This window comes from Streptomyces misionensis (assembly GCF_007896895.1).
GTDB lineage: Bacteria > Actinomycetota > Actinomycetes > Streptomycetales > Streptomycetaceae > Streptomyces > Streptomyces misionensis_A.
Genome location: NZ_VOGW01000084.1, coordinates 57,150 through 80,972, shown reverse-complemented (window position 1 = coordinate 80,972; position 23,823 = coordinate 57,150). Strand labels below are relative to the sequence as shown.

27 protein-coding genes and 1 pseudogene are annotated in these 23,823 nt (G+C 71.5%); 10 read left to right on the top strand and 18 right to left on the bottom strand.

Annotated elements, in window-relative coordinates; genetic code table 11:
- Positions 1-604: DUF6758 family protein (locus tag FRZ03_RS14580; RefSeq protein ID WP_146465567.1), on the bottom strand; the 604-nt coding region annotated here is incomplete at its 3' end.
- 194 nt (positions 605-798) lie between these two features.
- Between FRZ03_RS14580 and FRZ03_RS14575 the strand changes: the two genes are divergently transcribed.
- A complete protein-coding gene (locus tag FRZ03_RS14575; protein WP_146465566.1) occupies positions 799-2,022 on the top strand; it encodes an MFS transporter in 1,224 nt (407 codons plus the stop codon).
- Positions 2,023-2,043: 21 nt separating this feature from the next.
- Here FRZ03_RS14575 and FRZ03_RS14570 read toward each other — a convergent pair whose 3' ends face one another.
- Complete coding sequence (locus tag FRZ03_RS14570) at positions 2,044-2,628, bottom strand: suppressor of fused domain protein (RefSeq protein ID WP_146465565.1); 585 nt, start codon at positions 2,626-2,628, stop codon at positions 2,044-2,046.
- A gap of 504 nt (positions 2,629-3,132) precedes the next feature.
- Between FRZ03_RS14570 and FRZ03_RS14565 the strand changes: the two genes are divergently transcribed.
- On the top strand, positions 3,133-4,260 hold the full coding sequence (locus FRZ03_RS14565; protein WP_146465564.1) for a magnesium and cobalt transport protein CorA: 1,128 nt from the start codon (positions 3,133-3,135) through the stop codon (positions 4,258-4,260).
- Positions 4,261-4,282: 22 nt separating this feature from the next.
- Complete coding sequence (locus tag FRZ03_RS14560; RefSeq protein ID WP_146465563.1) at positions 4,283-4,798, top strand: hypothetical protein; 516 nt, start codon at positions 4,283-4,285, stop codon at positions 4,796-4,798.
- A 46-nt stretch (positions 4,799-4,844) separates the two neighbouring features.
- Here FRZ03_RS14560 and FRZ03_RS14555 read toward each other — a convergent pair whose 3' ends face one another.
- Positions 4,845-5,552 (bottom strand): hypothetical protein, encoded by a 708-nt coding sequence (locus FRZ03_RS14555; RefSeq protein WP_186785425.1) that lies wholly within the window; start codon positions 5,550-5,552, stop codon positions 4,845-4,847.
- Between the two features lie 298 nt (positions 5,553-5,850).
- Here FRZ03_RS14555 and FRZ03_RS14550 point away from each other — a divergent pair, with 298 nt between their 5' ends.
- The 3 genes from FRZ03_RS14550 to FRZ03_RS14540 are packed head-to-tail and all read left to right on the top strand — an operon-like array spanning position 5,851 to position 8,933.
- Positions 5,851-7,152, top strand: a complete 1,302-nt coding sequence (locus tag FRZ03_RS14550) for a magnesium transporter MgtE N-terminal domain-containing protein (protein WP_146465562.1) — start codon at positions 5,851-5,853, stop codon at positions 7,150-7,152.
- Positions 7,142-7,756 carry a DUF1003 domain-containing protein gene (locus FRZ03_RS14545; protein WP_146465561.1) on the top strand — a complete coding sequence of 205 codons (615 nt, stop codon included), beginning with the start codon at positions 7,142-7,144 and terminating at the stop codon, positions 7,754-7,756. Before FRZ03_RS14550 ends, FRZ03_RS14545 begins: the two co-directional genes overlap by 11 nt.
- Before the next feature lie 43 nt (positions 7,757-7,799).
- Positions 7,800-8,933 (top strand): Mrp/NBP35 family ATP-binding protein, encoded by a 1,134-nt coding sequence (locus tag FRZ03_RS14540; RefSeq protein ID WP_146465560.1) that lies wholly within the window; start codon positions 7,800-7,802, stop codon positions 8,931-8,933.
- A gap of 230 nt (positions 8,934-9,163) precedes the next feature.
- Here FRZ03_RS14540 and FRZ03_RS14535 read toward each other — a convergent pair whose 3' ends face one another.
- The 15 genes and pseudogenes from FRZ03_RS14535 to FRZ03_RS14465 all read right to left on the bottom strand — a co-directional run bounded on the left by FRZ03_RS14535 (position 9,164) and on the right by FRZ03_RS14465 (position 19,622).
- Positions 9,164-10,036 (bottom strand): SPDY domain-containing protein, encoded by an 873-nt coding sequence (locus FRZ03_RS14535; RefSeq protein WP_146465559.1) that lies wholly within the window; start codon positions 10,034-10,036, stop codon positions 9,164-9,166.
- Positions 10,033-11,262, bottom strand: a complete 1,230-nt coding sequence (locus FRZ03_RS14530; RefSeq protein WP_186785423.1) for an ATP-grasp domain-containing protein — start codon at positions 11,260-11,262, stop codon at positions 10,033-10,035. Before FRZ03_RS14530 ends, FRZ03_RS14535 begins: the two co-directional genes overlap by 4 nt.
- Before the next feature lie 65 nt (positions 11,263-11,327).
- Positions 11,328-11,612 (bottom strand): annotated as a pseudogene (locus FRZ03_RS40290) (hypothetical protein); the annotation flags it as partial.
- 32 nt (positions 11,613-11,644) lie between these two features.
- Complete coding sequence (locus FRZ03_RS14520) at positions 11,645-12,832, bottom strand: MFS transporter (protein ID WP_398660329.1); 1,188 nt, start codon at positions 12,830-12,832, stop codon at positions 11,645-11,647.
- A gap of 44 nt (positions 12,833-12,876) precedes the next feature.
- Positions 12,877-13,356, bottom strand: coding sequence for a regulator (locus FRZ03_RS14515; protein WP_146465557.1), 480 nt, complete (start codon positions 13,354-13,356; stop codon positions 12,877-12,879).
- Positions 13,353-14,195, bottom strand: a complete 843-nt coding sequence (locus FRZ03_RS14510) for a winged helix-turn-helix transcriptional regulator (RefSeq protein ID WP_146465556.1) — start codon at positions 14,193-14,195, stop codon at positions 13,353-13,355. Before FRZ03_RS14510 ends, FRZ03_RS14515 begins: the two co-directional genes overlap by 4 nt.
- A 43-nt stretch (positions 14,196-14,238) precedes the next feature.
- Complete coding sequence (locus FRZ03_RS14505) at positions 14,239-14,652, bottom strand: hypothetical protein (RefSeq protein WP_186785422.1); 414 nt, start codon at positions 14,650-14,652, stop codon at positions 14,239-14,241.
- Positions 14,653-14,662: 10 nt separating this feature from the next.
- Positions 14,663-15,106, bottom strand: coding sequence for a hypothetical protein (locus FRZ03_RS14500; protein WP_146465555.1), 444 nt, complete (start codon positions 15,104-15,106; stop codon positions 14,663-14,665).
- A complete protein-coding gene (locus tag FRZ03_RS14495; RefSeq protein ID WP_146465554.1) occupies positions 15,103-15,588 on the bottom strand; it encodes a hypothetical protein in 486 nt (161 codons plus the stop codon). The genes FRZ03_RS14500 and FRZ03_RS14495 overlap by 4 nt, the downstream gene beginning before the upstream one ends.
- A gap of 54 nt (positions 15,589-15,642) precedes the next feature.
- Positions 15,643-15,984 (bottom strand): SH3 domain-containing protein, encoded by a 342-nt coding sequence (locus FRZ03_RS14490; protein WP_261399038.1) that lies wholly within the window; start codon positions 15,982-15,984, stop codon positions 15,643-15,645.
- Positions 15,985-16,130: 146 nt separating this feature from the next.
- Positions 16,131-16,871, bottom strand: a complete 741-nt coding sequence (locus FRZ03_RS14485) for a hypothetical protein (RefSeq protein WP_146465553.1) — start codon at positions 16,869-16,871, stop codon at positions 16,131-16,133.
- An 18-nt stretch (positions 16,872-16,889) separates the two neighbouring features.
- Positions 16,890-17,588, bottom strand: a complete 699-nt coding sequence (locus tag FRZ03_RS14480; protein ID WP_146465552.1) for a hypothetical protein — start codon at positions 17,586-17,588, stop codon at positions 16,890-16,892.
- An 18-nt stretch (positions 17,589-17,606) separates the two neighbouring features.
- On the bottom strand, positions 17,607-18,092 hold the full coding sequence (locus tag FRZ03_RS14475; RefSeq protein WP_146465551.1) for a hypothetical protein: 486 nt from the start codon (positions 18,090-18,092) through the stop codon (positions 17,607-17,609).
- Entirely contained in the window at positions 18,089-18,631 is a 543-nt protein-coding gene (locus FRZ03_RS14470; protein ID WP_186785424.1) for a DUF4913 domain-containing protein, read from the bottom strand. Before FRZ03_RS14470 ends, FRZ03_RS14475 begins: the two co-directional genes overlap by 4 nt.
- 235 nt (positions 18,632-18,866) lie before the next feature.
- The gene (locus tag FRZ03_RS14465; protein ID WP_037661123.1) at positions 18,867-19,622 is read right to left on the bottom strand and encodes a DNA-methyltransferase; all 756 of its coding nucleotides are present in this window, start codon (positions 19,620-19,622) and stop codon (positions 18,867-18,869) included.
- Positions 19,623-20,136: 514 nt separating this feature from the next.
- Here FRZ03_RS14465 and FRZ03_RS14460 point away from each other — a divergent pair.
- The 4 genes from FRZ03_RS14460 to FRZ03_RS14445 all read left to right on the top strand — a co-directional run.
- Positions 20,137-21,258, top strand: a complete 1,122-nt coding sequence (locus tag FRZ03_RS14460; protein ID WP_146465549.1) for a C40 family peptidase — start codon at positions 20,137-20,139, stop codon at positions 21,256-21,258.
- Between the two features lie 145 nt (positions 21,259-21,403).
- Positions 21,404-21,718 carry a DUF6112 family protein gene (locus FRZ03_RS14455; RefSeq protein ID WP_146465548.1) on the top strand — a complete coding sequence of 105 codons (315 nt, stop codon included), beginning with the start codon at positions 21,404-21,406 and terminating at the stop codon, positions 21,716-21,718.
- Entirely contained in the window at positions 21,718-22,419 is a 702-nt protein-coding gene (locus FRZ03_RS14450; protein WP_146465547.1) for a hypothetical protein, read from the top strand. Before FRZ03_RS14455 ends, FRZ03_RS14450 begins: the two co-directional genes overlap by 1 nt.
- Positions 22,420-22,455: 36 nt before the next feature.
- On the top strand, positions 22,456-23,823 hold a 1,368-nt coding region (locus tag FRZ03_RS14445), incomplete at its 3' end, for an SCO6881 family protein (protein ID WP_146465575.1).

Sequence of the window (23,823 nt, the reverse complement as noted above, 5' to 3'; positions counted from 1 at the left end):
GCACCAGGTCCAGTTCGGCGCCCGCGTCGCGCAGATCGGTCAGCACCAGCTCGTCGTACAGGAGCAGGCCCGCCTGTTCGGGCCAGATCACCGCCCACAGCCACATGCCGAGCGCCTCGCCGGCGAAGACGGCGCGGTCGTCGGGGGTGCGGTAGACGTGCCAGAGCGGGGTGGGGCGGCCGGCCGCGAGCACCTTGGTCTGGGGCGGCTTCTCGACGTTCATGTACGGCCCCGGGTCCGGTCCGTCGATGCCCGCGTAACGCGCGCCGAGGCCGACGCCCATCTCCTCGGCGACCAGGATCAGCTCGCCCGGGCCGCCGAGCGGGCCCGGCCCGGAGCAGGCGACGGCGGTCGCACGGCCGCCACTGCGGTCGTCACCGGCGTAGGCCACCCCCGTGAAGAGCCAGCCGACCGGCAGCGGCCACGGCATCCACAGCGGCGCGTGCGTGCGGTGCACCACGGCACCGAGGGCCTCGACACTGGGCGGGATCACGGGCTGCAGCGGAAACACCGCGCCGTGCGCATCGCACTGCCACGTATCGGCGAAGAGACCGGGAGCCCGGACCCGGCCACCACACCGCGGGCAACTGGGTTCGCCCCTCATAGGGCCCCACGGTCCTACCCCGGCCCGCCCACGTCAAGGACGATCACCCGTCCGGAGGGAACCCCCGCGGGAACACCCCGGACACGCCCGCCACCAGGGAATTAGGTGCATCTTGCATTAATTAGCCGAGCTAACTTACTATGTGTATAAGCCAACTATCTGCACTGCGTGCCACACGCGGATGGGAGAAGCACATGGACCCCCTCGACGCGGGAGCCGGCGGCATCCTGCGGCAGCCCAAGGCGGTCTGGGCCACGGCCGGCGCCTCCGTCGTCGCCTTCATGGGCATCGGCCTGGTGGACCCGATCCTGCCGTCGATCGCGCAGGGCCTGCACGCCACCCCCAGCCAGGTGTCCCTGCTCTTCACCTCGTACTTCCTGATCACCGCCGTCGCGATGCTGCTGACCGGCTTCGTCTCCAGCCGCATCGGCGGCAAGAAGACGCTGCTGCTCGGTCTCGCCTTCGTGGTGGTCTTCGCCGGTCTCGCCGGCACCTCCGGCACCGTCGGCCAGCTGGTCGGCTTCCGGGCGGGCTGGGGCCTCGGCAACGCGCTGTTCGTCTCCACCGCCCTCGCGGTGATCGTCGGCGCGGCGGCCGGCGGCAGCGCCGCGGCGATCCTGCTCTACGAGTCCGCGCTCGGCCTCGGCATGGCCTGCGGCCCGCTGCTCGGCGCGGTCCTGGGCAACGTCAGCTGGCGCTACCCGTTCTTCGGCACCGCCACCCTGATGGCGATCGGCTTCCTGTGCATCACGGCGTTCCTGAAGGAGCAGCCGAAGCCGGCCCGCAAGACCTCGATCCTCGACCCGCTCAAGGCGCTCGGCCACGGCGGCCTGGCCTCGGCGGCCATCTCGGCGTTCTTCTACAACTACACGTTCTTCACCGTGCTGGCGTTCACGCCGTTCGTGCTGAACATGACCCCGTACCGCTCCGGCGCGGTGTTCTTCGCCTGGGGCGTGCTGCTGGCGGTGTTCTCGGTGCTCGTCGCCCCGCGCATGCAGAAGCGGTTCGGCTCGCTGAAGGTGCTCGGCGGCTCGCTGGTGCTGCTCGCGGCCGACGTCCTGGTGCTCGGCTACGGCGACCACACCGCCGCGATCGTCTGCACCATCCTGTCCGGCGCCTTCATCGGCGTGAACAACACCGTCTACACCGAGCTGGCCCTCGGCGTCTCGGACGCCCCGCGCCCGGTGGCCAGCGCGGGCTACAACTTCGTCCGCTGGTTCGCGGCCGCGGCGGCGCCCTACTTCGCGCCGAAGATCGAGGAGTGGACCGACATCCACGTCCCGTTCGCGGTCGCGGCGGTCACCGCGCTGCTGGGCGCGGTCGTGGTCGGTGTCCGGCGCCGGGCCCTCACCCACGAGGCCGAGGAGCTGGCCCCCCGGCACGCCACCGAGGACGGCGTCACCGTCTTCGCCGACTGAGCGGCGACGCGGTGAGCTTGCTCACTCCAGCGGCACGGACCTGCGGACCGGATCCCGCAGGTCCGTGCCGTGCGTGAGCCAGCGCTCCTGGAGCGCCTGGGCGCCGTGCACCCGCTTCCAGGCGGCCTCGTTCGGCGTCATGGGCAGCAGCGGCAGGAACCGCACGGGCTCCAGCGGGGCGTCCAGCTCCAGATCCTCGACCAGCCCGCCGCCCTCGCCCACCAGGACCGAGGTGAAGGGGGCGCCGGGCCACAGCGGCTCGCCCACGTCCAGGGAGCTGCCGGGGGCCACGACCAGCCCCTCGACCTGCGGGGACGCGGCGAGCACGGCGAGCGGGCGGAGCACCTTGTCGGTGTCGGCGACACCCGCGCGGACCGACAGCACCAGTTCGGCGCGCGGGCCCTTGACGGGGTCGGCGACCAGCGCGGTGGGGTCGGTCATGGGGTGCGCGGACATCCCGAGGGTCGCGTACCGGACGACGTCCCCCTCGGTGAAGCGGAGCACCTCGACGCGGTCCGTGCCGAGGAAGGTGACGGCCGCCCGGGCGTCCGCCGCGCCCAGCGCGGTGGTCAACCGTGCCTCGACCAGAGGAAGAACATCAACCATGCGGTGAGCATAGAACTCGTCAGCAGCGGGCAAAGCGGCACCTTGACAGCGAGGGCGGCTGGTACTCTGAGCCGGTGGTTCGGGACGGCACGCGAAGCGTCGCTATCGGGTCCCGGTACCGAGAGGACTCCCTTACGAGGGACCGGCCGGAGGAGGTGGGGCTGTCATGGATCGAAGTCGACCTGGTAGTACCACTCGTTCTTCCGCCCGCTGATGTAGTCACCGGCTCGTAGCCACTGGCTGATTCCCTGTCTGGCCGGCTGCCACCTTCCCGTGCACGTCACTGTCCGGAAGAGCACTTCGTTTCGCTTTGCCTGATCTGCGTCAGTTCTGCATCAGCAGCGAAGTCGCCACCGCAACGGTGCGGTGCTCCCCGCTTTGTGGACGAGCCAAACATCCTTCCCCTGCCTCACGGGAGGGGAGAGTCCTGAAGGACGTCCTCATTCCGGGTAGTTCCACCCGTCACCGGCGGTCTTTCGTTGCCTGCCGCGAAGGAGCCTGCCCATGTCGATGATCCGCGACCTGCGCGCCGTGGTCCGTCCCTCCCGCGTCGCGCCCCGCAAGGCCACGAGCGCGCCGTCGGCGCCGTACGACACCACGCGCGACCCCGCCACGCCCTCGGCCGTGGTCGACTGCGCCGTCTACCGCGACGGCCGGCGCCTGCCGAGCGCGAAGCCGCTGAGCCCGCAGGAGGCGATGCGGCTGGTGCGGCGCGACGGGGGCTTCGTGTGGATCGGTCTGCACGAGCCGACCGAGGCCGAATTCGCCGGCATCGCCGGTGAGTTCGGGCTGCACCCGCTGGCCGTCGAGGACGCGGTGCAGGCGCACCAGCGGCCCAAGCTGGAGCGCTACGACGACTCCCTCTTCACCGTCTTCAAGACCATCCACTACGTCGAGCACGACCGGCTGACCGCCAACAGCGAGGTCGTGGAGACCGGCGAGGTGATGTGCTTCACCGGCCGGGACTTCTTCATCACCGTCCGGCACGGCGGCCAGGGCTCGCTGCGGGCCCTGCGGCACCGGCTCCAGGACGACCCGGAGCTGCTGGCCAAGGGCCCCTCGGCGGTGCTGCACGCCATCGCGGACCATGTGGTGGACGGCTACATCGCGGTCGCCGCCGCGGTGCAGGACGACATCGACGAGGTGGAGACCGAGGTCTTCTCGCCGGGCCGGGGCGGGGTCTCGCGCGGTGTGGACTCCGCGCGGATCTACCAACTCAAGCGCGAGGTCATGGAGTTCAAGCGGGCGGTGGCGCCGCTGCTGCGGCCGATGCAGCTGCTCAGCGAGCGGCCGATGCGGCTGATCGACCCGGACATCCAGAAGTACTTCCGGGACGTCGCCGACCACCTCGCCCGGGTCCAGGAGCAGGTGCTGGGCTTCGACGAACTGCTCAACTCCATCCTCCAGGCCAACCTCGCGCAGGCGTCCGTCGCGCAGAACGAGGACATGCGGAAGATCACCGCCTGGGCCGCGATCATCGCCGTACCGACGATGGTGTGCGGGGTGTACGGCATGAACTTCAAGTACATGCCCGAGCTGCACTGGAAGTACGGCTACCCGGTGATCATGGGCATCACGGTGGCGCTGTGTCTGGGCATCCACCGGACGCTCAAGCGCAACGGCTGGCTGTGAGCGGCGCGGATAGGGTGAGCGCATGACAAGCGAGCTGCTCGACCGGGCTCTCATCGAGGAGGCCGCCAAGAAGTCCGGCCTCGTCTGGGTCGCCGGCGCCGGTGCCGGTGCCGCGCGTGCGCTGTGGCACGTGTGGCACGAGGGAGCGGTGTGCCTGGTCGGCGACGGGCCCGGGGAGCAGCCGCTGACCGGTCTCGCCGACGGCGGGTCCGCCGAGGTGACCGTGCGCAGCAAGGACAAGGGCGGCCGGCTCGTGTCCTTCCCGGCGACCGTGACCGAGCCGGCCCCGGGCACCCCGGAGTGGGAGGCGACGGTCCGCGAGCTCAAGGGCAAGCGGCTGAACGCCCCCGACGCCGAGCGGATGCCGGACCGCTGGGCCCGTGAGTGCCGGGTGCTCCGCCTGGTGCCGGCGGGACCGGTGGCACCGCTGCCCGCGGGGGACCTGGCACAGAGACCGGTTTCGACCCCGGCGACGACGCGCCGGCCGGTCCCGGCGGGTCTGCCGAGGCTGCTGGCCAAGCGCCGCAGGGGCCGGTAGCGCCGGGGCCGGGCCGAGGCCCGCACCGCGGGTCACCGCCCCGCGTTCACGACGCCGGCAGCTGCTGCCCGTAATCCACCGTCTCCGAGTCCGCGGGCTCGGCGAGCGGGAAGTTCTTGCCCCAGTCGGAGAAGCGGAGCGTGCCCGCGTTGCCCGCGCGGGTGAGGGCGAGGGGATAGGGGGTGCCCTGGAGGGAGACGTCCAGGGTGCCGCCCGAGCCGTGGTCGCCGGTGATGCGGATGGTGCGGGTACCCGCCTGGGCGTGGTGCCCGTCCGTGGCCAGCGTGCCGTGCAGTGTCAGCAGACCAGCCAGGAGGACGTCCTTGTCCGTGAAGCCGCTGAACTTCTTGTACGCGGGGTCCCCCTGCGGCACCTTCACGTACTTGCCGTCGAGCTTGGCCGCGGCCCCGTCGCCCTGGGAGCCGCCGCTCTTGCCGTCGGCCTGCTGCCAGAAGTCCGCGTCGGCCTTCAGATACAGCTGGCTGCCCACCCGCAGCAGCCGGAACGTGGCGCCCTGGGAGGTCACCGAGCCGGTCCCGCCGCCGTCCTTCAGCCGCATGTCCAGCCGGTACGTGCGGCCGCTGGTGACCACGGTCCCGGCCAGCCGGACCGCCGGCGCCGCGTCGGCCGCCGCCCGCGTCCTGGCCTGGATCTTCCCGGCGGGCAGCTTGCCCACCCCGTTCGTCCCCGCGTCCGGATCGTCGCCGCCGCACCCGGTGAGCACCGCCGCGCCCGTCACGGCCAGCGCGCACATCGCGGTCACCAGACGGGTACGGCCGGGGGGAATCGCAGTCACAGGTGAGGTCGCCTTTCCGACGGTTCCTTCAGCGGCGTACCGCAGCGTACCGGTGCCCCGGCCCCCGGCGGAGCCGGTCCGTCCGGACCCCCCACCAGGGCGTATCCAAGCGGTACGGGCTAGCCTGAAGCGCACCCGTGCGGGCAAATCCGAGCAATTCCGCAAGGACCCGCCGACAAAGCGGACAACCCGAAACGCAGAGCGATTCCCAGGCCACGGGCGTGCCCCGGGCCGCGGCAGCAGAGGAAGCAGAACCATGGCAGCCGGCGCTCCCCGGATCTTCGTCTCGCACCTCGCCGGGGTCCCCGTCTTCGACCCGAACGGCGACCAGGTGGGCCGCGTGCGCGACCTCGTCGTGATGCTGCGCGTGGGCCGCAGGCCGCCGCGCGTGCTCGGGCTGGTCGTCGAACTCGCCACCCGGCGTCGCATCTTCCTGCCCATGACCCGGGTCACCGGCATCGATTCCGGGCAGGTCATCATCACCGGCGTCATGAACGTCCGCCGTTTCGAGCAACGGCCCACCGAGCGGCTGGTCTTCGGCGAGCTGCTGGACCGGCGGGTCACCCTGGTGGAGACCGGCGAGGAGGCCACCGTCCTCGACCTGTCCGTGCAGCAGCTGCCCGCGCGCCGGGACTGGGAGGTCGACCGCGTCTTCGTCCGCAAGGGACGCAAGGGCGGCGCCTTCCGGCGGGTCAAGGGCGAGACGCTGACCGTGGAGTGGGCGGCCGTCTCCGGGTTCTCCCTGGAGGAGCACGGACAGGGCGCCGAGAACCTGCTCGCCACCTTCGAACAACTGCGCCCCGCCGACCTGGCCAACGTGCTCCACCACCTCTCCGCCAAGCGGCGCGCGGAGGTCGCCGCCGCCCTGGACGACGACCGGCTCGCCGACGTCCTGGAGGAGCTGCCGGAGGACGACCAGATCGAGATCCTCGGCAAGCTGAAGGAGGAGCGCGCGGCGGACGTCCTGGAGGCCATGGACCCGGACGACGCGGCCGACCTGCTGGGCGAGCTGCCGGAGGAGGACAAGGAGCGGCTGCTGAGCCTGATGAAGCCCGCCGACGCGGCCGACATGCGCCGGCTGATGTCGTACGAGGAGCACACGGCCGGCGGCCTGATGACTACCGAGCCGATCGTGCTGCGCCCGGACGCCACCGTGGCCGACGCGCTCGCCTGCGTCCGCAACCCCGACCTCTCCCCCGCGCTCGCCGCCCAGGTCTACGTCTGCCGCCCGCCGGACGAGACCCCGACCGGCAAGTACCTGGGCACCGCCCACTTCCAGCGGCTGCTGCGCGAGCCCCCGTACACCCTGGTCAGCTCCCTCGTGGACGACGATCTGCAACCGCTGTCGCCGGACGACACGCTGCCGGTCATCGCCGGGTTCTTCGCCACCTACGACATGGTGGCCGCGCCCGTGGTGGACGAGGCCGGGTCGCTGCTGGGGGCGGTGACCGTGGACGACGTACTCGACCACATGCTGCCCGACGACTGGCGCGAGACCGAGTTCCACCTGGAGGAGAGCCCCGAGGGGGACGAGGGGGGCACGCGCCATGACGCCTGAGCGCGACGGCAGCCGCGAACACGGCCGGGAGCGCGCCCTCTCGGGCGCCACGGCCGCCACGCGCCCGCGCACGCCCCGGCTCGACCAGCCGCGCGCGCCCCGCCGCCGGTTCCTGCCCGAGTGGGACCCGGACGCCTTCGGCCGGCTCTCCGAACGGATCGCCCGGTTCCTCGGCACGGGACGCTTCATCGTCTGGATGACGGTGGTCATCATCGTCTGGGTGGTGTGGAACGTGGCCGCGCCCGTGCAACTGCGGTTCGACCAGTACCCGTTCATCTTCCTGACCCTGGCGCTGTCCCTCCAGGCGTCCTACGCGGCCCCGCTGATCCTGCTCGCGCAGAACCGGCAGGACGACCGCGACCGGGTCAACCTGGAGCAGGACCGCAAGCAGAACGAGCGGTCCATCGCCGACACCGAGTATCTGACCCGGGAGATCGCCGCGTTGCGCATGGGCCTCGGCGAGGTCGCCACCCGCGACTGGATCCGCACCGAGCTCCAGGACATGCTCAAGGAGATGGAGGAGCGCCGCGGCCACGGAGGGCAGGTCGTATTCCCGGCGGAACGGACGGAACGCCCGCCGGGACGTGACGCAGACGACCGCTGAGGTGCTACCCCCAGGGGCCTCGGGGCGCCGTACCATCGTCCTTATGGCTACGGAAGACGCGGTGCGCGAGGCACTGGCGACGGTGAACGACCCCGAGATCAACCGCCCCATCACCGAGCTGGGGATGGTCAAATCGGTGGAGATCGGGGAGGACGGCGCGGTCGCGGTCACCGTGTACCTGACGGTCTCCGGCTGCCCCATGCGCGACACCATCACCCAGCGTGTCACCGAGGCCGTCTCGCGGGTCGAGGGCGTCACCCGTGTCGACGTGACGCTCGACGTGATGAGCGACGAGCAGCGCCGGGAGCTGGCCGAGGCGCTGCGCGGCGGTCAGGCGGAGCGCGAGGTGCCGTTCGCCAAGCCGGGCAACCTGACCCGGGTCTACGCGGTCGCCTCCGGCAAGGGCGGCGTCGGCAAGTCCTCCGTCACGGTGAACCTCGCGGCGGCGATGGCGGCCGACGGCCTCAAGGTGGGCGTCGTGGACGCCGACATCTACGGCCACTCGGTGCCGCGCATGCTGGGCGCGGACGGCCGTCCCACCCAGGTCGAGAACATGATCATGCCGCCGTCGGCGAACGGCGTGAAGGTCATCTCCATCGGCATGTTCACCCCGGGCAACGCCCCGGTGGTCTGGCGCGGCCCCATGCTGCACCGGGCCCTCCAGCAGTTCCTGGCGGACGTCTACTGGGGCGACCTGGACGTCCTGCTGCTCGACCTGCCGCCGGGCACCGGTGACATCGCGATCTCCGTGGCCCAGCTGGTCCCGAACGCCGAGATCCTGGTCGTCACGACCCCGCAGCAGGCGGCGGCCGAGGTGGCCGAGCGCGCCGGTTCCATCGCGGTGCAGACCCACCAGAAGATCGTCGGCGTGGTCGAGAACATGTCCGGCCTGCCCTGTCCGCACTGCGGCGAGATGGTCGACGTCTTCGGCACGGGCGGCGGCCAGCTGGTCGCCGACGGCCTGACCCGCACCACGGGCACCTCGGTCCCGGTCCTCGGCTCCATCCCCATCGACGTCCGCCTGCGCGAGGGCGGCGACGAGGGCAAGCCGGTCGTGCTGACCGACCCGGGCTCCCCGGCGGGCGCCGCCCTGCGCTCGATCGCGGGCAAGCTGGGCGGGCGGCAGCGCGGTCTGTCGGGCATGTCCCTGGGGCTGACCCCGAAGAACAAGTTCTGAGCCGTCGGCGGGCAGCGCCTCGATCCGCCGCACCCGCTCGGCGATCGGCGGATGCGAGTCGTACGCGTCCTCCGTCTCCTCGGGCAGCTCCGTGCGCCGCCGCCCCCGCTCCCGCTCACGCGCGGCCCCCACCCCGCCGCCGCGCGCGGTCGGCGGGGTGGGGGCCGTGTGTGTGAAGAACTCAGGGGCTTGCAGGGACAAGGAGGGTCTCCGGTCGGGTCAGGCGCGTGCTACCGGCGTGGGCCGGGCAGGGCTGGTCGGCTGGTGGTGCTCCAGCGCGGGACGCTGGCCGGGGGTAGCGCAGCCGGACGGCGGGAGAAGACGGACCGCTGCACGTCGAGCGGAGTGGGAGCCGGCGGGCCGGGCGGACGGACCGGAGTGAGCTGGGCCATCCCCTTGATGTAGCTGGAGGTCGCCTCGCGCCACCGGGGCAGGGGCGCCGGGTCGGCGACGCACTCGGTGACGGCGGTGAGCAGGGCGACCGGGGTGTCGGTGCTGGCCGTGGCGTACCAGACGGGCCGGTCGATGGACGTGCCCGCCCACAGCTGCCAGCGTGCCTCCCGCGTAGTCAGCTCGGCTTCCGGATCGAGGTCCCCGGTGGTGAACTCCATGCCGGCATGCCCGTCCGGGGCCTGGACGGCGAAGACGCCCCAACGCGGACGGTCGATCTCCCAGCCCTGCTTCAGCAAGGGCACGACCGCGAGGAAGGGGTCGTGCCCGTCGGTCCCGGAGACCGGCCGGGCGAGGTAGGCGTCCGGTCCCTGCTCGTACGCGGTCGCGAGGACGGTGGTGAACGCGGTCACGAACTCGGTGGGGACGCGGTCGTTGAAGCAGACGCCCCACGCGGGCGGTCCGAAGGAGTCCTTGTAGGCGTTGATGCGCCACAGTCCGTCGTCCTCGCCTTCGGGCAGGTAGCCCAGGCGCACGCGCCGGTCGGGAGCGCTCACGAACACGTTGGCGTCGTCGTCGTACCGCAGGTCCCAGCCGAGGGCGAGCAGCGGGGCGAGGGCGGGGTCACCGGTTCCGGTGGTGGAGGCGAGGTGGCGCGGCCAGACGTAGACGTCGCCGTCGATCTCCTGGTGCGGGTCGGTCCGTGACGTCATCGGTCCGCCCTCGTGGTGACCGTGATCTCGTCCGCGGCAAGGTCGAGGCGTTCGGTGACCTCGGAGGTGGTGCGGCCGGTGACGATGTAGAACCCGGCCCTGGCAGTGAACAGGTCGCCGCCGGGCGGCAGGACGAGCTGGTCGCCGATCTCGCGGATCCACTGCACCTGCCGCAGCCAGGGGGTGTGGGCGGCGAACGGCTCGTTGACGTGACGGGCGGTGAGGGTGCCGGAGGCGTCCGGGTAGAGCATGCGGATGCCCGCGGCTGCGCTGCGGGTCGGGGTGAGGTCCGGTGCTCGGCCGCAGGCGAGGTCGGCGGCGGCCCTGGGCAGGTCGATGCCGGTGGTGAGGCGGACGAGGTGGCCGATCATGTCGCCGCCGATCCTGGCGTTGACCTCGATCAGCCGGGGCCGGCCGTCCACGAGGCGCAGCTCGACGTGCTGCACGCCGTCGGTGATCCCCAGGGCCTTGACCGCGGCTGCGGCGACCGGGGCGACCTGGGGCAGGAGCGGGTCGGCGGCATCGACGGTGTGGCCGGTCTCGTCGAAGTACGGGGCGGGGCCCAGGTGCTTTCGGGTCACGGCGACCGCGGTGGTCACGCCGCGGTGGGTGACGCATTCGACGGAGACTTCCGGGCCGTCGAGGTACTCCTCGACCAGGACCCCGGTGTCCTCGCGGCTGCGGCTCGCTCCGGCCGAGGCGAACGCGAACGCGGCGGGCAGTTCTTCGGGCTCATCGACGCGGATCACGCCGATGCTGCCGGCGACCGCCGCGGGCTTGACGACGGCCGGGAGGCCGAGGGTCATCGTCGCAAGACCGGCCTCCAGCAGGGTCCGCGCCCTCATCGAGGCGGCAGAGGGCACGCCGTGGCGGGCGAACAGGGTGCGGGCGGTGGCCTTGTTGCGGCAGGCCCGCATCACCTCGACGGACGGCGAGGGCAGGCCGAGCGCGCGGGCGAGACGGGCGGTGGGGACGAGGTGCCACTCGTCCCAGGTGACCACGCCGGCCAGGTCGTGGCGCTCGGCCAGCGCCCGGCCGCCGGCGAGCAGCGCTGCGGGATCGCTCAGATCGACCACGGCGTGGTCGACAATAAACGGCTTCTCCCACGACGGCTCGGTGCCGGTGAGAAGGACGACGTCGTACGCGGCGGCCACCTGCTCCAGGCAGTAGCCCCGGTAGGTCTCGTCACCGGGAGAAACGACGAGGACGAGGGGACGAGCGGACAAGAAGGGGTTCTCCGTATCGGTGGACGGCAGGGTGAGAAGAGGAAGGGTGTCTCAGGCGGCACGGCGGCGGCACGGCGGCGGCGCAGCTCGAACACCGGAGCCCAGTGGGGGTGTTCGTTGAGCAGGCGGCGGGCGTAGAGGGCGGTGTAGTTGTTGTTCAGCCCGTCGACGTCGTCGGGGAGTTGGCGGCGCAGGTCCTCGAACAGGTCCTTCAAGCTGACCCGGGTGGTGCCGGCGGCCAGGCGTTCCAAGGCCCTGTAGACGTGCGGGTGGTGGGCGTCGAAGGCGTGGAACTGCTCGGTGATGGTGCGACCGGTCGCGCGGTGCGATCCGAGAGCGGCGATGGACATGGAGGTCTCCACAGGCGGGGAGTGCAGCGGGTTCAGGTGCGCAGGGCGGGATCGGTGCGCAGGCGCGTGAATACGAGGGCGAGTCCGAGGGCTTGCAGGGCGGCGCATGCGGTGATGACGTGGCCCAGTGCGTCGGGCGGGGTGAGTGCGGTGAGCGCGCCGGCGGCGGGGAAGGGCAGCAGGAGGATGAGGATGGTCGCCGACAGGGTGCTGCCGAACTTCTGCGGTGGGATCAGGCGGGAGCGCAGGGTGCGCAGGACGACCGTCATGCCGCCGTCGCCCGCCATGAGGGCCGCGACCAATACGAGGTAGGACGGGTAGTCGGGGGCCTGGGCGGCGGCGAGACAGCCGAGCGAGGCGAGGGCGGCGCAGGCGGCGCCGACCGGCCACAGTCCGAGGCGGTCGAGCGCGAAGCGGCAGAGCGTGACGGCCAGGAGCGTGGCTGCGGCAGCGGCGGACCAGACGAGGCCGACGGCGGTGGTGGGCTGCCCGAAGTGCTGGACGACGATCACGGGGCCTGCCGCTTGGAGGAGGCCGGTGGCCAGGTTGGACAGGGTCAGCCCGGTCACGAGCCAGCCGAGCGCGGGCAGTGAGCGGATGGTGCGCCATCCGGTGAGCAGGCTGGCGCCGGCCTGCCGCTTCGGCGCCTGGGCCGCCTGCACGGGCGAGGGTGGGGTGCGCAGGGCGAGCAGCGCGGCAAGCAGCGAGAGCACGGTGATCACCGTGAGCATCGATGACGGCCCGGCGAGCAGAAGCACGCTGGCGAGCGCCGGACCGGCGAGGGTCGCGGTCTGGTCGATGCCGAGCAGGACGGCCTGGACACGGTGGGCCCGGGATCCGGCTCGGCGGCCGGCGGCGGCTCCGGCGGTCTCGGTCGCGATGTAGCTGAACTGTGTGAGCACGCCGGTCGCCGCCGCCAGCACCATCACGGTCGCGCTCGCCAGGGTGCCGGACGGGTGGAGGTGAAGCAGGACCGCGCCGGCGGCGAGGGCCAGCGCTCGCCCCAAGGAGGCGAGGTGGAAGACCACAGCAGCACCGCGCCGGTCGACCACCGAGCCAGCCCACCCGAACGCAGCCAGCCGCGGGATCCACTCCAGGGCGAACGCGGCGCCCGTCAGCACGGCGGAGCGCGTCGTGGTCAGAACGAGCAGCGGGATGCCGTAGGTGGACATCGCGAACGCCAACGCGTCCGCCGTGCGCGGCAGATAGATGCTGCTCATCAGCCCGCCGGTGTGGCGTGCGTGCGGGGGTGTGACCGAACCGTTCACGCGGCCAGCTCGGGCTCGGGCACCCTGGCCACCCGGAGGTTGCCGGCCAGCCACTGGATCAGGAGCGTGCGGAGACGGGACAGGTCCGCCTCGGCGCCGTCGGCGCGCTCGGTGGTGAGCGATGGCGCCACGAGGTCGAGGACGTACTGGATACGGCCGCTGAACTCACAGACGGGGGCCGGGAGGGCATGACGCCGGGCCCAGCGCGCCATCGCGTCGTACAAGTCCGCCAACTCCGTCCCTACCGACGTCAGTTCCAGGGCAGCGCCGGGGGCGCTCTTCAGGAGGCCGTGGGCGCGGGCCGTGTCGCATGCGCTGCGCAGTTGATGCGCGGACAGGTCGGGCAGGGTACCGGCGAGCCGTCGCGGCGGTATGGCGCCGTTGTCGTCGATCTCGGTGATCAGGCGGACCAGGGGTCGTGAGGCGAGCACTTCGATAGCACGCTGCGCTTCGGCAGAGGTGAAGGCAGTGTTCATCGGCGCGGGCCTCCCGCCGGGATGGCGGCCTTCGGGCGCGCGGTCGTGGCGTGCGAGAAGAGGTCTTTGTTGCGCCAGGCCGGAGAGGGTTGGGCCGCCCGAGTGGTTGGGGGTGCCGTGGGGGCCGGCCTCGACTGGCTGCTGGTCCACGGCCTCGGCACGGGCTTGGCCTGCGGGTGCCCCCAGACCGGGTGCTGGGTGGCCTGCTCGACGGGCTGCCCGGCGGACCAGGCGGACACCGCGCCGAGCACGGGGCCCAGGGCGTCGCCGGCGGCGGACAGCCGGTAGGGCTGGCCGTTGCCCGCGGTGTCGACCAGACCATCGGCGACGAGCTGCCGCAACGGCGGATAAATGTTCGTCCAGTCGCTGCTGGGCATCACGATCCGGGCCAGAACCCGGCCGCTGACCTCCTTACGCGACTTGAGCACCCACAGGATGGCGGCGGCGTGGCGCCGCGTGAGCAGGGTGAGGCTGTCCTCGATCTGCTCGATCGCGGCCAGCGGGCGCTCCGCCTTCTCCAGATGCTCCTCGGCCCACGTGACGATCATCGGCAGGATGGGCAGCAGGGCAGTGGCTCGCTCGGTGTGGCCGTAGGTCACGTGCCGTGCGCTGTGCTCCGTGCGTTCGACGAGACCGGCGTCGCACAGTGACTTGAGCTTCGGGTGGAGCTGGCCGTTCTGCAGCCAGGACACCTTGGCCGCCAGCTCGCTGTAGCGCAGCGGCGGCCCGGAGAGGGCCAGAAGGATCCTCACGTTCCAGCGCGGGGTGATCATGGCAAGGGCCTCGGTCACCCGCGCGATGTCGGCGTCGGCATCCGGGGGCAGAGCGGTGATGGCCAAGGGAAGAACTCCTGGGAGAAAGAAGAGTGGGATCGCCTGCGAGTCAGCGGCTGTGCGCAGGACTTGGCGCCACAAGAGGCGGAGCCGCAGCTGGCGGCGAGGGAGCCGGCGGAGTCGACGTCGGGGCCGGGACGCGGGCCAGGCTTTGCAGGACGGCGGCGACCGATTTGGCCTGGGCCTCGCGGACGGCGACGGCTTCGGCGAGGCGGCGAGTCGCGTCGAGGAGGTGGGAGACCTCGTGCGGGCCAATCTGCCGCCCGGGGTGGATGAGCCGGGCGAGGTGGTCGCGGTGGAAGGCGATGCTGCGCTCGGCGAGGGCCAGGTCGTCGTGCATACCGAGCAGGGCGGAGAGCATGCCGGGCGGCTGGTCCTGGGCGTAGGCTTCCAGGTCGGCGAGCGGAGCGCCGTACAGGTCCTCGATCCGTCCGGCTATGTCGGTGGACGTGAGGTGGGGCAATCGGGGGCTTTCACGGTCGGCGGGCCCGGGCCGCCCCGGCACTCGGAGGTGCCGGGGCGACAGGCGGGGGCAGGGTTGCGGTGGCCCTGAGCTGCGCCGTGCGGACAGGCCGGCCCTGCCGGGCCGGTGGGGGCATGGTGCGAAGGAGTTCACCGAGGGCGGCGCGGTAGCCGTCGCGGGCCTCCAGCGCTGCCTGCAGCCACTGCGCGTCGAAGCGGAGCTTGTCCGCCGACAGTTCACCCATGTCGCGGTCCGGATCCATGTCGGCATGGACACGGTCACGGACGCGGGCGACCTGCTCCTCCGCGAGCGCCAGGAAGGAGCGCAGCTCCAGGGCACGGGTGAGCGCGGGCGAGGCATCTGGGCCGGCAGCCGCCTCGTACAGCTCGGAGACCGGCTTGCCGAAGACCTTGTGCAGGTCGTCGTCCACGGTGCTGGCCTTGTCCCGGCTCATCGGACGGCCCCTGCGGATCGCCACGCCGTCGCCGGTGCGGCTGTGCCGGCAGGCCGGTTGGGGGCGCTGGTCTGCACGGCCGGGCCGGTGCGGGGCGGCCGGAGGCGGGCGAGGCGCTCTGCCGCGAGGTCCTTCTTCCCCGGAGCGTCCGGGTCGAGGAGCCAACGCACGACCATCGCCCTGCCGTCGCGGGCGGTGACGGCCGCGTTCACCCGGTGTGCGAGACGCATCGTCGGGTCGTCGACCTCGCTGGGCTGGCTTTGCAGTGCGGCGAGGAGGTCGTCCTCCGCTCGCTCCAGCACGGACTGGGCTTCGACGAGAAGGCCGTGCCACTTGACGATGCCGGTGGCGTCAGGATTCGCGGTCGGCGCGGCGGCGACCGCGGCCTTCATCTGGTCCATGGCCATGCCGAAGCGCGCTTCGACCTGTTCGGTGAGCACGCCCACGACATCCGCAGACTCATCGGGTATGCCGTCGGACAAAAGGGGTCTCCTGTTCTGAAAGGCCGATGCCTGGCGGGACGTGCTGAATTCCGATCAGTCCGTGCACATGCGGACGTCGCGGTAGACGTACGTGCCGGAGACCCAGCCCTTGACGCCGGTGGTCTTGTCCGTGATGTAAAGCCAGTTGCCGCTCTTCTTGGCGACGCTGAACTTGTGGCCCCGGTAGAGCACGCCGAGCGCGGTGGACTTCGTGGTGGCCTTGGAGCGGATGGTCACGGCCTTGGTGTGCACCTCGTACGGCAGCGGCGGCTGGGAGGAGCAGCTGCTCGTGAGGGCGGCGGGAGCGGGGGACGCGCTGGCGGTGGTGGCGGACAGCACCGGCAGAGCGAGCGCGCCGAGCATGGCTGCGGATACGGCAATTCGAGTGGAGCGCATGCGGAAGAAACCTCCGTGAAGGTGTGGGTGTGGGGGGGAAGGGGCCGCGGGATTGTCCCGGCGGCTGTATAAGAGTCCGGAGAATCGCCGGTTTGGCTAACCGGCGATCGTCGGCTATGTTGCGCCGCTCGCGTCGGGCTGAGCGCTCACCGCGAACGGCCGGGCGGGCGCGGGACAGGGGCCTTCGGCAAGCTGGCCGGCCGGCTGGCTGCGGCTGCCGGGCGGACCGGCGGAAGAGGACCGGCCTCGCCCGCGAGGCGGTCCTCGCACCACCGCAGGGCTTCACCCACCGTGTCGAAGCCGCCCTCGCGCAGGGTGTGCGTCCACGTCTCGGTGTCGACCTCTTCGACCAGGACGCGGAACGGTGAGGGAGCTTCCTCGTCCAGGGCACGCAGGGCCACGACGGTGACCATGTCGTCCGGGTCGTCGCTGGTGTAGCAGTAGCCCATGGCGTAGTGGTCGCCGTCGCCGGTGAGGCGCCGCTCCAGTGTGCGCGTGGCCTCGTCGGCCGGCGGTGGGCCCAGCTCAGGGTCGAGGGCGAGGGAATCGGACGGACAGCCGCGGTGGATGAGCCAGGACTGCGCCATCGCGGGCAGCGGCAGAGGAGCTTTCTCGAAGCTGAACGTCTGCCTTTCGTGGTCCCTTTGCAGATATACGGCGAGCACCTGCGACAGGCCGGGATGCCCGCAGGTGGCGCTGCGGTCGAACAGGACGTAGTAGCTGTTCGGGCCGTCGTGGTGTTCGGCGAGTGGGACGAGCATGTCCTCGTGGACGGCGACCTTGCGGTAGAAATCGAGGTGTTTCTCCTCGTCGGCGTCGAGGCCGTCCAGATCGAAGTCGACGTGGGGGATGGACTTCCGGTCCGGCGCCGGTTCGGTGGGAGACAAAAGAGCCTTTCGGTGGAGTCAGCGCCGCGGCGCCGGGTTGGACGGCGATGCGCCGGGGCGAGCCGGGACCTTCGGCACCTGCGTCGTGGCAGACTGGCGGGCAGCGGACAGCGCGGCCCGTCCGGTGTCGGTGAGCGCGACCGGCTGGCCCGCGTGCACGGGGTGGCCGGTGTCCCGGACGACCAGGCCGGCATCCTCCAACTGCTGCAGCTTGGCGTGAGGGATGCGCGTACCGGAGGCGGTTGTGACGGACATCCGGCCGGTCAGCAGGTGTTCGTAGAGCTTGGCGCCGCTGGCGATGGCGAGCAGCGCGGCCTGGTCGTCCGGCGAGAGCTGCCGGGCTTGGGGCGCGGAAGCCGCCCCTGCGGCTTCGATGGGCTCCAGGGCGGCGAGCACCGCCCGGGCGGCGGCGTCCCGCGTGGCGGCGGCCTCTTGCAGCTGGTCCACGGTGCGGTCGATGCGCGTGAACAGGGCGCTGTCGACGTCGAACTCGCCGCTGGACAGACGGCTGAGGAGCTGGAGGTAGAAGGTGACGCTGGTCTTGGCCTTGGCCAGTTCTCGGTGCCGGTCGACCACTTGGGCGTGCTGGTCGTCGAGGACGCCGCGGTCGCGGTAGGTCCACAGGGTGTCGATGTCGTGGCCCGTGACCGCTTCGATGCGATGGTCGAGCTGCGTGAGCACACGCCGGGCGGGTGTCGGTGCGGGTTGAGGGGGCATGGGCGGCGCTCCGTGCGTTCAGCGGGTGGGATGGTGCGCGGGGTTGAGTGCAGGACGGGGCAGACCAGGCAGCGCAGCAGGCGGCGGGCCGGGCCGGGGCACGGGAGTGCGGGTGGTCAGCTGCGGGGAACGCGAGCGGGCCGCGTGGGTGCGGGCGCTCAGCGGCCGTCGGGTCATCCCCAGGCGGCGGCCGACCTCGTCGTAGACGTCGTTGCCCGCGCGCGGCCGGATGGCGACGACGTGGATCTCCTTGGGATGCGCGGACTCCGCGGGTGCCGGGCGGACGCCGTAGACGACGCGCCAGTCCCTGCGCGAGTCCACGAACAGCTTCCGGAATCCCTCCAGATCACCGTCGAGGCGCAGTCCGAAGCGCTGTGCGTTCACGACTTCCTGCAGGTAGGCGAGGGCGAGGTCGCGGATATCGCTGGGGGCCTGGAGGAGATCGGTCAGCGCGCGAGGGTCGAAGCTCAGCGCGAAGGCGGGCTGTCCCACTCCCTGGGTCACGACGCCGGCTCGTCCGGCTCGGCGGCTTCCGCCGTGGCCGCCGTCTCCGTGCGCACGGACGGCGGCGGGCCGGGCAGAAGACGGTGCGCGGGCCGGTCGGGAGAGGTCATGCAGGCCGACAGCGGTCCGCCCGGCGCGCGGATCGCGGCCACGGCGTGGGTGAGGAAGTCCCGGTGCCACACGAACATGCCGGCGAGCCCGGCTTCAGGGTCCTTGTGCTGCTGGTAGGCGAGCCACAGGGCGTGGAGCCAGGCCACGACGTCGTCGTGCTCCTGCCACTGCAGACACCAGGGCGCCGCGGTGGTGACCTCCGCCCCGTAGACCGGGAGGAAGAAGTCGTCGACCCAGTCCGAGAGGGCATCGAGTTCATCTTCCCGTTCCTCGCCTTCGAGTTCCAGGATCGGGCGGGGCTCCGGCGGAGCGGCGGCCGGAGGCCCACCGAGTCCCGGCATGCCGAACGCGGCGAACGGTGAGCCACTCGGCGCCGACGCGGATGCGAGGTGGTCGAGCTGCTGAGCCTGTTGCGCCGACTGCTCCATGAGCCGCCGCACGCTCGCCTCGATTCCCTCCAACTGCGGATCCGGAATGCGAACCGGCTCCAACTCGCCGTCGTCAGTTGACTTTGCGGATTCGGACATTGACTGTTCGGCTTCCTACGAGACACGGGACGGGAGAGGCGTTTTCACACCGGTCGGACAGCGAAATCGCCGGCGGTGCTTACGCCAGCGGGTAAGGCAAAGAGCCGGGTGCGTTGGCGGCCGGAGGAGACTTTGGTCAAACGGCGAGAACCACGTCGTCCTGTGTGAGGGTTTCGCGGATCGTCTCGGTGAGCCGGTCGGCCGCGATCGACGCGTAGTGCTCGGTCTTCTCCACGCCGATGAAGTCCCGACCTTCCAGCAGGGCGGCCACCCCCGTGGAGCCGGAGCCGGCGCAGAAGTCGAGGACTGTGCCGCCTTCGGGGCTGATCTTGACCAGCTCGCGCATCACCTCGACCGGCTTCTGCGTGATGTGCTGGCGCTTTGCCCCCGAGGGCTGCGAAGCCGAGTACATGCCCGGCAGGTAGACCGGGTTCCGGGAGCCGTCGATCGGGCCCTTGGACGCCCAGACGATGAACTCGCAGTTCTGGGTGAAACGGCCCTTCTGGGGCCGGGCCTGGGGCTTGTGCCAGGCCAGCACACCGCGCCACAGCCACCCGGCCGCCTGGATCGCGTCCGTCGTGATCGGGAGCTGGCGCCAGTCGGTGAACAGCAGCGCCGTGCCACCGGTCTTGGTGAGGCGGTGGGCCTCGGTCATGATCTGCGTCAGCCAGAAACCGTAGGAGCGCTGGTCCATGTTCTCGCCGGTGAAGTCGGCGAGGTCGTTCTTGGCGTCGGCGGAGGTGTACTTCTGCTTCGCGGAGCGGGTGGTGCGCTCCTTCGCGGTCCGGCCGCCGCTGTTGTACGGCGGGTCGGTGATGACGGAGTCGACGCAGCCGTCCGGAAGACCGGAGAGAACAGCGAGAGCGTCGCCCTGGTGCAGGGAAAAAGGCAAAGAGGAACCCCGATTCGGGTGCGGAAAAGCGGAGGGAAACGCCGCCTCGCGCAAGGGTCCTCGCGGGCCGGAGATGGGCGTGCAGAAGCCCATGGCCACAGGCAGAGGAAGGCGAGGCGGAGTCCAAAAACTGTAGAGCCGAATCCGCCGACGACCAAGAAGTGCCCTGCGGGGGTGCCGGTTTCCGGCACCTCACGCGGACTTTTTGGTCAACCGCCGATTGGCGCCTACTGTTTTTGAACCGCCCGGCGCACACCGCCGCTGGCTACCCCCCTGCCACACCTCACGGAGGTACCCCCTGCCCCGGCACACCTAGCTCAGGGCCCGGCCATCTGGAGCGAGCGGCAACTCGCCCCGCGCTGAACCGCCTTGATCGCCCACCCCGGCCGCCGCGCCCTTCCACCACGCCTCGCGCCCGCGGCACGCCGGACACCGCACCCCCGAAGGACACGCTCATGACGTCTCGCTACCCACCCATGCCCGAAACCGCTGACCGGCGAGCGGTCCACTCAGGTTGAAGGGGCTCGCCGCCGGCATCGGCGTCGTCTTCCTCTCCCCCATCCTGATCGCCGGCAGCGGCATGATGCTGGCCTCCTCCGCCGACGCCGTGCAGAGCAGCGGCTGCCTCACCGACATCGACAGCGACAAGGTCGCCGAGCAGGTAACCAAGATCCTCGACGGCGCCTCCGGCAAGAAGGTCCACGTCGAGGGCCTGGACCTGCCCGCCGAGCAAGTCCCCAACGCCCAGACGATCGTGGCCACCGGCCTCTCCCTCGACGTCCCCAAGAAGGGACAGATCATCGCGCTCGCCACGGCGATGCAAGAGTCGCGGCTGCGCAACCTCAACTACGGCGACAGGGACAGCCTTGGATTGTTCCAGCAGCGCCCCTCCCAGGGCTGGGGCACCGCCGAGCAGATCCGTGACCCGACGTACGCGAGCGAGCAGTTCTACAAGCACTTGCTCAAGGTGGACGGCTGGCAGCAGATGACCGTCACCCAGGCCGCACAAGCCGTGCAGAAGTCCGGTCTCCCGGACGCGTATGCGCAGTGGGAGAACCTGGCCACCGCGCTGCAGAGCGCCATCGCCAAGACCTTCCCCGGCCCCAGCAGCGACGCGGACGGCAAGGACGCGGACCAGGGCGAGAAGCCGTCGACCAGCACGACCGGCTGCGCGCCAGGCCAGGACGGGGCCGGCTTCGGCCGCATCCCCGAAGGGAGCGTCCCCAAGGGCTACGCGATCCCCAAGGACGCCGACCCGAAGGCCCGCAAGGCCATCGAATGGGCGATGCAGCAGCTCGGCACGCTCTACCAGTGGGGCGGATCCTGCACCAACGCCCACGGCCCCGACCCGATGGGCCGCTGCGACTGCAGCTCGCTGATGCAGCAGGCGTACGCCCACGCCGGCGTCGCCCTCTCCCGCACCACGTACACGCAGGTCAACGAGGGCAGAGCGGTTTCGCCCGCCCAGCTCAAGCCCGGTGACCTCACCTTCAGCCGCGGCACCGCCACCCGGCCTGAGCACGTCGGCATGTACATCGGCGAGGGCCTCGTGATCGAGGCGCCGCGCACCACCAAGCCGGTCCGGATCACCCCGGTCAAGGACTGGGTGATCCTCGCCGCCCGCCGCGTCATCTGACGCCGCCTTGCCAGGGCACCGCTCCGGGCGGGCCGCCGCCGCGGTGATCTCCCGCGCCCCGAGCGCCTCTCCCCACCCTCTCTGCTTCCCCTCTTCTCGCCGGCCTCTCGTCTGGCCCGCGTATGCAAGGAGCCCCGCCACACCTATGTCCCTTCCTCTCGCAGACCGCGTCATCCAGCTCGCCTACGACCCAGGGATCTCGCCCAAGGGCGGTGGCCTGCCCGGCCTGAGCGTGCTGAAGAACGTCGTCGACAGCATCAACATGTTCGGGATCATCGCCGTCGTCGGTGCCCTCGCCGTCTCGCTCGGCGTGTGGGCCTGGGGCCACCACACCGGTGGCCACCAGGCCGAGGCCAACGGCAAGAAGGGCGCCGTCGTCGCCGCGGGCGCCGCCCTCGGCCTCGGCGCCGCGAACGGAATCGTCGAGTTCTTCTCCACTCTCGGCTCGCAGGTCCACTGATGCGGAACCGATTCCCCGCCCTCTCGCTGTCCTCGTACGGCGTCGGCTGGCCGGCCAACCGGCGCATCGCCATCGTCGCTGTGGTCGTCGCCGTCCTGCTCACCATCGCCGCAGCCGTCGCCTTGCTGTCCGGCAGCGGCAACGCCCACCGGGATCCGGCCGCTGCCGGTCCGGCCGCGGCGCACAGCCCGTCCTCCTCCGAGGCCCCCAGCCCGAAGCCCGAGGCCGGTTCCGGTTCCGGTTCCGTGCCCAAGCCTCCGCAGATCTCCGAGCCGGTCGCCTACGCCCAGGCAGCGGCCCGGATGCTGTGGTCCTACGACACCCGTGACACCAGCCGCGACCAGCAGCTCGCCGGCATGCGCGCCTGGATGACCGCCGAGACCAAGTACGCCGACTGGGCCTCGGTCTCCGGCCAGGTACCCGACCCGGTGCTGTGGTCGAGGATGGCCGACCAGGACCAGCGCGCCACCGCCCACGTCACCGAGGGCCACTACCCCGGCGCGTTCAAGCAGGCCCTGGCCGAGGACCCGTCCGCGATCACCGAGGCGTACATCTACGTCGTCACCGTCAACGGCACGCAGCAGATCGCCTGGAAGAAGGGCGGCGGCGGGGCCGAGGAACGGGCCGTGACCCTCGCCGTGCAGTGCCGCCCTGGCCACGACTGCACCCTGGCCGCCATCGCCCCGAGCGTCACGCAGTGACCCGCGCCTGACACAAGAAAGGAGGAGTAACTCCCCGTGGGTTTCTGTGATTACCCCCTGGCCAGCACGTTGTGTGCGGCCGGCGACGCGGTGGATTTCGCCTCGGACCCCGGCAAGGCCATCGGTGACTGGATGGCGAAGTCCGCCGGTGAACTGGCCGCCGCCGCGGCCGATCTGGCCGCCGAAGCGGTCGACACCACCACCAGGGTCGACCTCAACGCCGGATGGTTCCGTGACAACTACGAGATGTTGCTGCCCCTGGGCCTGGTCCTGCTGGTCGCCACGTTCTGCGCCCAGCTGGTCCGGGCCGCCATCCGGCGCGACGGACAGGCGCTGACACAGGCATTCACCGGCACCATGTCAGGGGTCCTGTTCGCCTTCTGCGCCATCTCTTTGACCACGGTGGCCGTCGAAGTCGTCGACGCTGTCAGCGACGGCCTGTTCAAGACCGCGCACCTGAACATCGAGACCGCCGTGCGCCGCATCGTGAAGGTCAGCCAGATCGGGTCGCTGTCCGGTCTGGGCTGGCTGGTCCCGGTCGTCGCCGGGCTCGGCGCCGCCATCGGCGCCTTCCTCTACTGGTGCGTGATGATGGTCCGCAAGGTCGGCATCCTCGTCATGGTCACCCTCGCCGTCTTCGCCTCCGCCGGCGGCGGCTGGGAAGTCGCCCGGCGCTGGCGCAAGGGCTGGATCGAGGCCACCGCCACCCTCGTGGTCTCCAAGCTCCTGATGACCGTGATCTTCATCCTCGGTATCGCCGCCATGGGCAAGACCGAGGCCAAGGACGGCACCGCCGCCCTCGCCGACGTCATGTCCGGCATCGTGATCATGGTTCTGGTGCTGCTGTGCCCGTACGCGGTCTTCAAGTTCGTGCACTGGGCAGCCGACGGCACCGACGGCGAGTCCATCCACCGTGCCGGCGGATCCGGTGCGCAGATCGCCCGGGCCCACGCCGAGAAGGCCGCCCGCAAGGCCGCCGCAGCCGCGGCCACCGCCGGAACCGGTGGCGCCGCAGCCGGCGCAGGTGCCGCACCGCAGGGCCCCGACGGCGGGAGCTTCCCCGGCGACATCGCCGCCCACCCGACCGGTGGAGGCGGCGAGGGCAAGGAAAGCTCGCAGAGCGGCGGGACGGGTGCCTCGCCCGGAGGCGACGCGGCCAGGTCCGGCCTGGAGAAGGCCGTCCAGCCCGCGCCGACCAGGGTGTCCGACGACACCAGCGGCCAGGTGGGCGGCAGCCCGAGGCCGGGCGGATCCGGCACGAGTGCCGCGTCAGGACAGAGCGGCGGATGGCAGTCCACTCCGCCGACCACGACCCCGCCGCCGCAGGGCGCACCGCCGTCCTCCGGAACGCAGCACGCCCCGTCCAGCGGGGCGAGTGGATCCCCGCCGCCTCTGGCCGGCCTC

Excerpts from the sequence above, each read along its gene's own strand:
- FRZ03_RS14575 (WP_146465566.1), top strand. The coding sequence starts at position 799 with ATGGACCCCCTCGACGCGGGAGCCGGCGGCATCCTGCGGCAGCCCAAG.
- FRZ03_RS14570 (WP_146465565.1), bottom strand. The coding sequence starts at position 2,628 with ATGGTTGATGTTCTTCCTCTGGTCGAGGCACGGTTGACCACCGCGCTG.
- FRZ03_RS14565 (WP_146465564.1), top strand. The coding sequence starts at position 3,133 with ATGTCGATGATCCGCGACCTGCGCGCCGTGGTCCGTCCCTCCCGCGTC.
- FRZ03_RS14560 (WP_146465563.1), top strand. The coding sequence starts at position 4,283 with ATGACAAGCGAGCTGCTCGACCGGGCTCTCATCGAGGAGGCCGCCAAG.
- FRZ03_RS14555 (WP_186785425.1), bottom strand. The coding sequence starts at position 5,552 with ATGTGCGCGCTGGCCGTGACGGGCGCGGCGGTGCTCACCGGGTGCGGC.
- FRZ03_RS14550 (WP_146465562.1), top strand. The coding sequence starts at position 5,851 with ATGGCAGCCGGCGCTCCCCGGATCTTCGTCTCGCACCTCGCCGGGGTC.
- FRZ03_RS14545 (WP_146465561.1), top strand. The coding sequence starts at position 7,142 with ATGACGCCTGAGCGCGACGGCAGCCGCGAACACGGCCGGGAGCGCGCC.
- FRZ03_RS14540 (WP_146465560.1), top strand. The coding sequence starts at position 7,800 with ATGGCTACGGAAGACGCGGTGCGCGAGGCACTGGCGACGGTGAACGAC.
- FRZ03_RS14535 (WP_146465559.1), bottom strand. The coding sequence starts at position 10,036 with ATGACGTCACGGACCGACCCGCACCAGGAGATCGACGGCGACGTCTAC.
- FRZ03_RS14520 (WP_398660329.1), bottom strand. The coding sequence starts at position 12,832 with ATGAGCAGCATCTATCTGCCGCGCACGGCGGACGCGTTGGCGTTCGCG.
- FRZ03_RS14515 (WP_146465557.1), bottom strand. The coding sequence starts at position 13,356 with ATGAACACTGCCTTCACCTCTGCCGAAGCGCAGCGTGCTATCGAAGTG.
- FRZ03_RS14500 (WP_146465555.1), bottom strand. The coding sequence starts at position 15,106 with ATGAGCCGGGACAAGGCCAGCACCGTGGACGACGACCTGCACAAGGTC.
- FRZ03_RS14490 (WP_261399038.1), bottom strand. The coding sequence starts at position 15,984 with ATGCGCTCCACTCGAATTGCCGTATCCGCAGCCATGCTCGGCGCGCTC.
- FRZ03_RS14480 (WP_146465552.1), bottom strand. The coding sequence starts at position 17,588 with ATGCCCCCTCAACCCGCACCGACACCCGCCCGGCGTGTGCTCACGCAG.
- FRZ03_RS14470 (WP_186785424.1), bottom strand. The coding sequence starts at position 18,631 with ATGGAGCAGTCGGCGCAACAGGCTCAGCAGCTCGACCACCTCGCATCC.
- FRZ03_RS14455 (WP_146465548.1), top strand. The coding sequence starts at position 21,404 with ATGTCCCTTCCTCTCGCAGACCGCGTCATCCAGCTCGCCTACGACCCA.
- FRZ03_RS14450 (WP_146465547.1), top strand. The coding sequence starts at position 21,718 with ATGCGGAACCGATTCCCCGCCCTCTCGCTGTCCTCGTACGGCGTCGGC.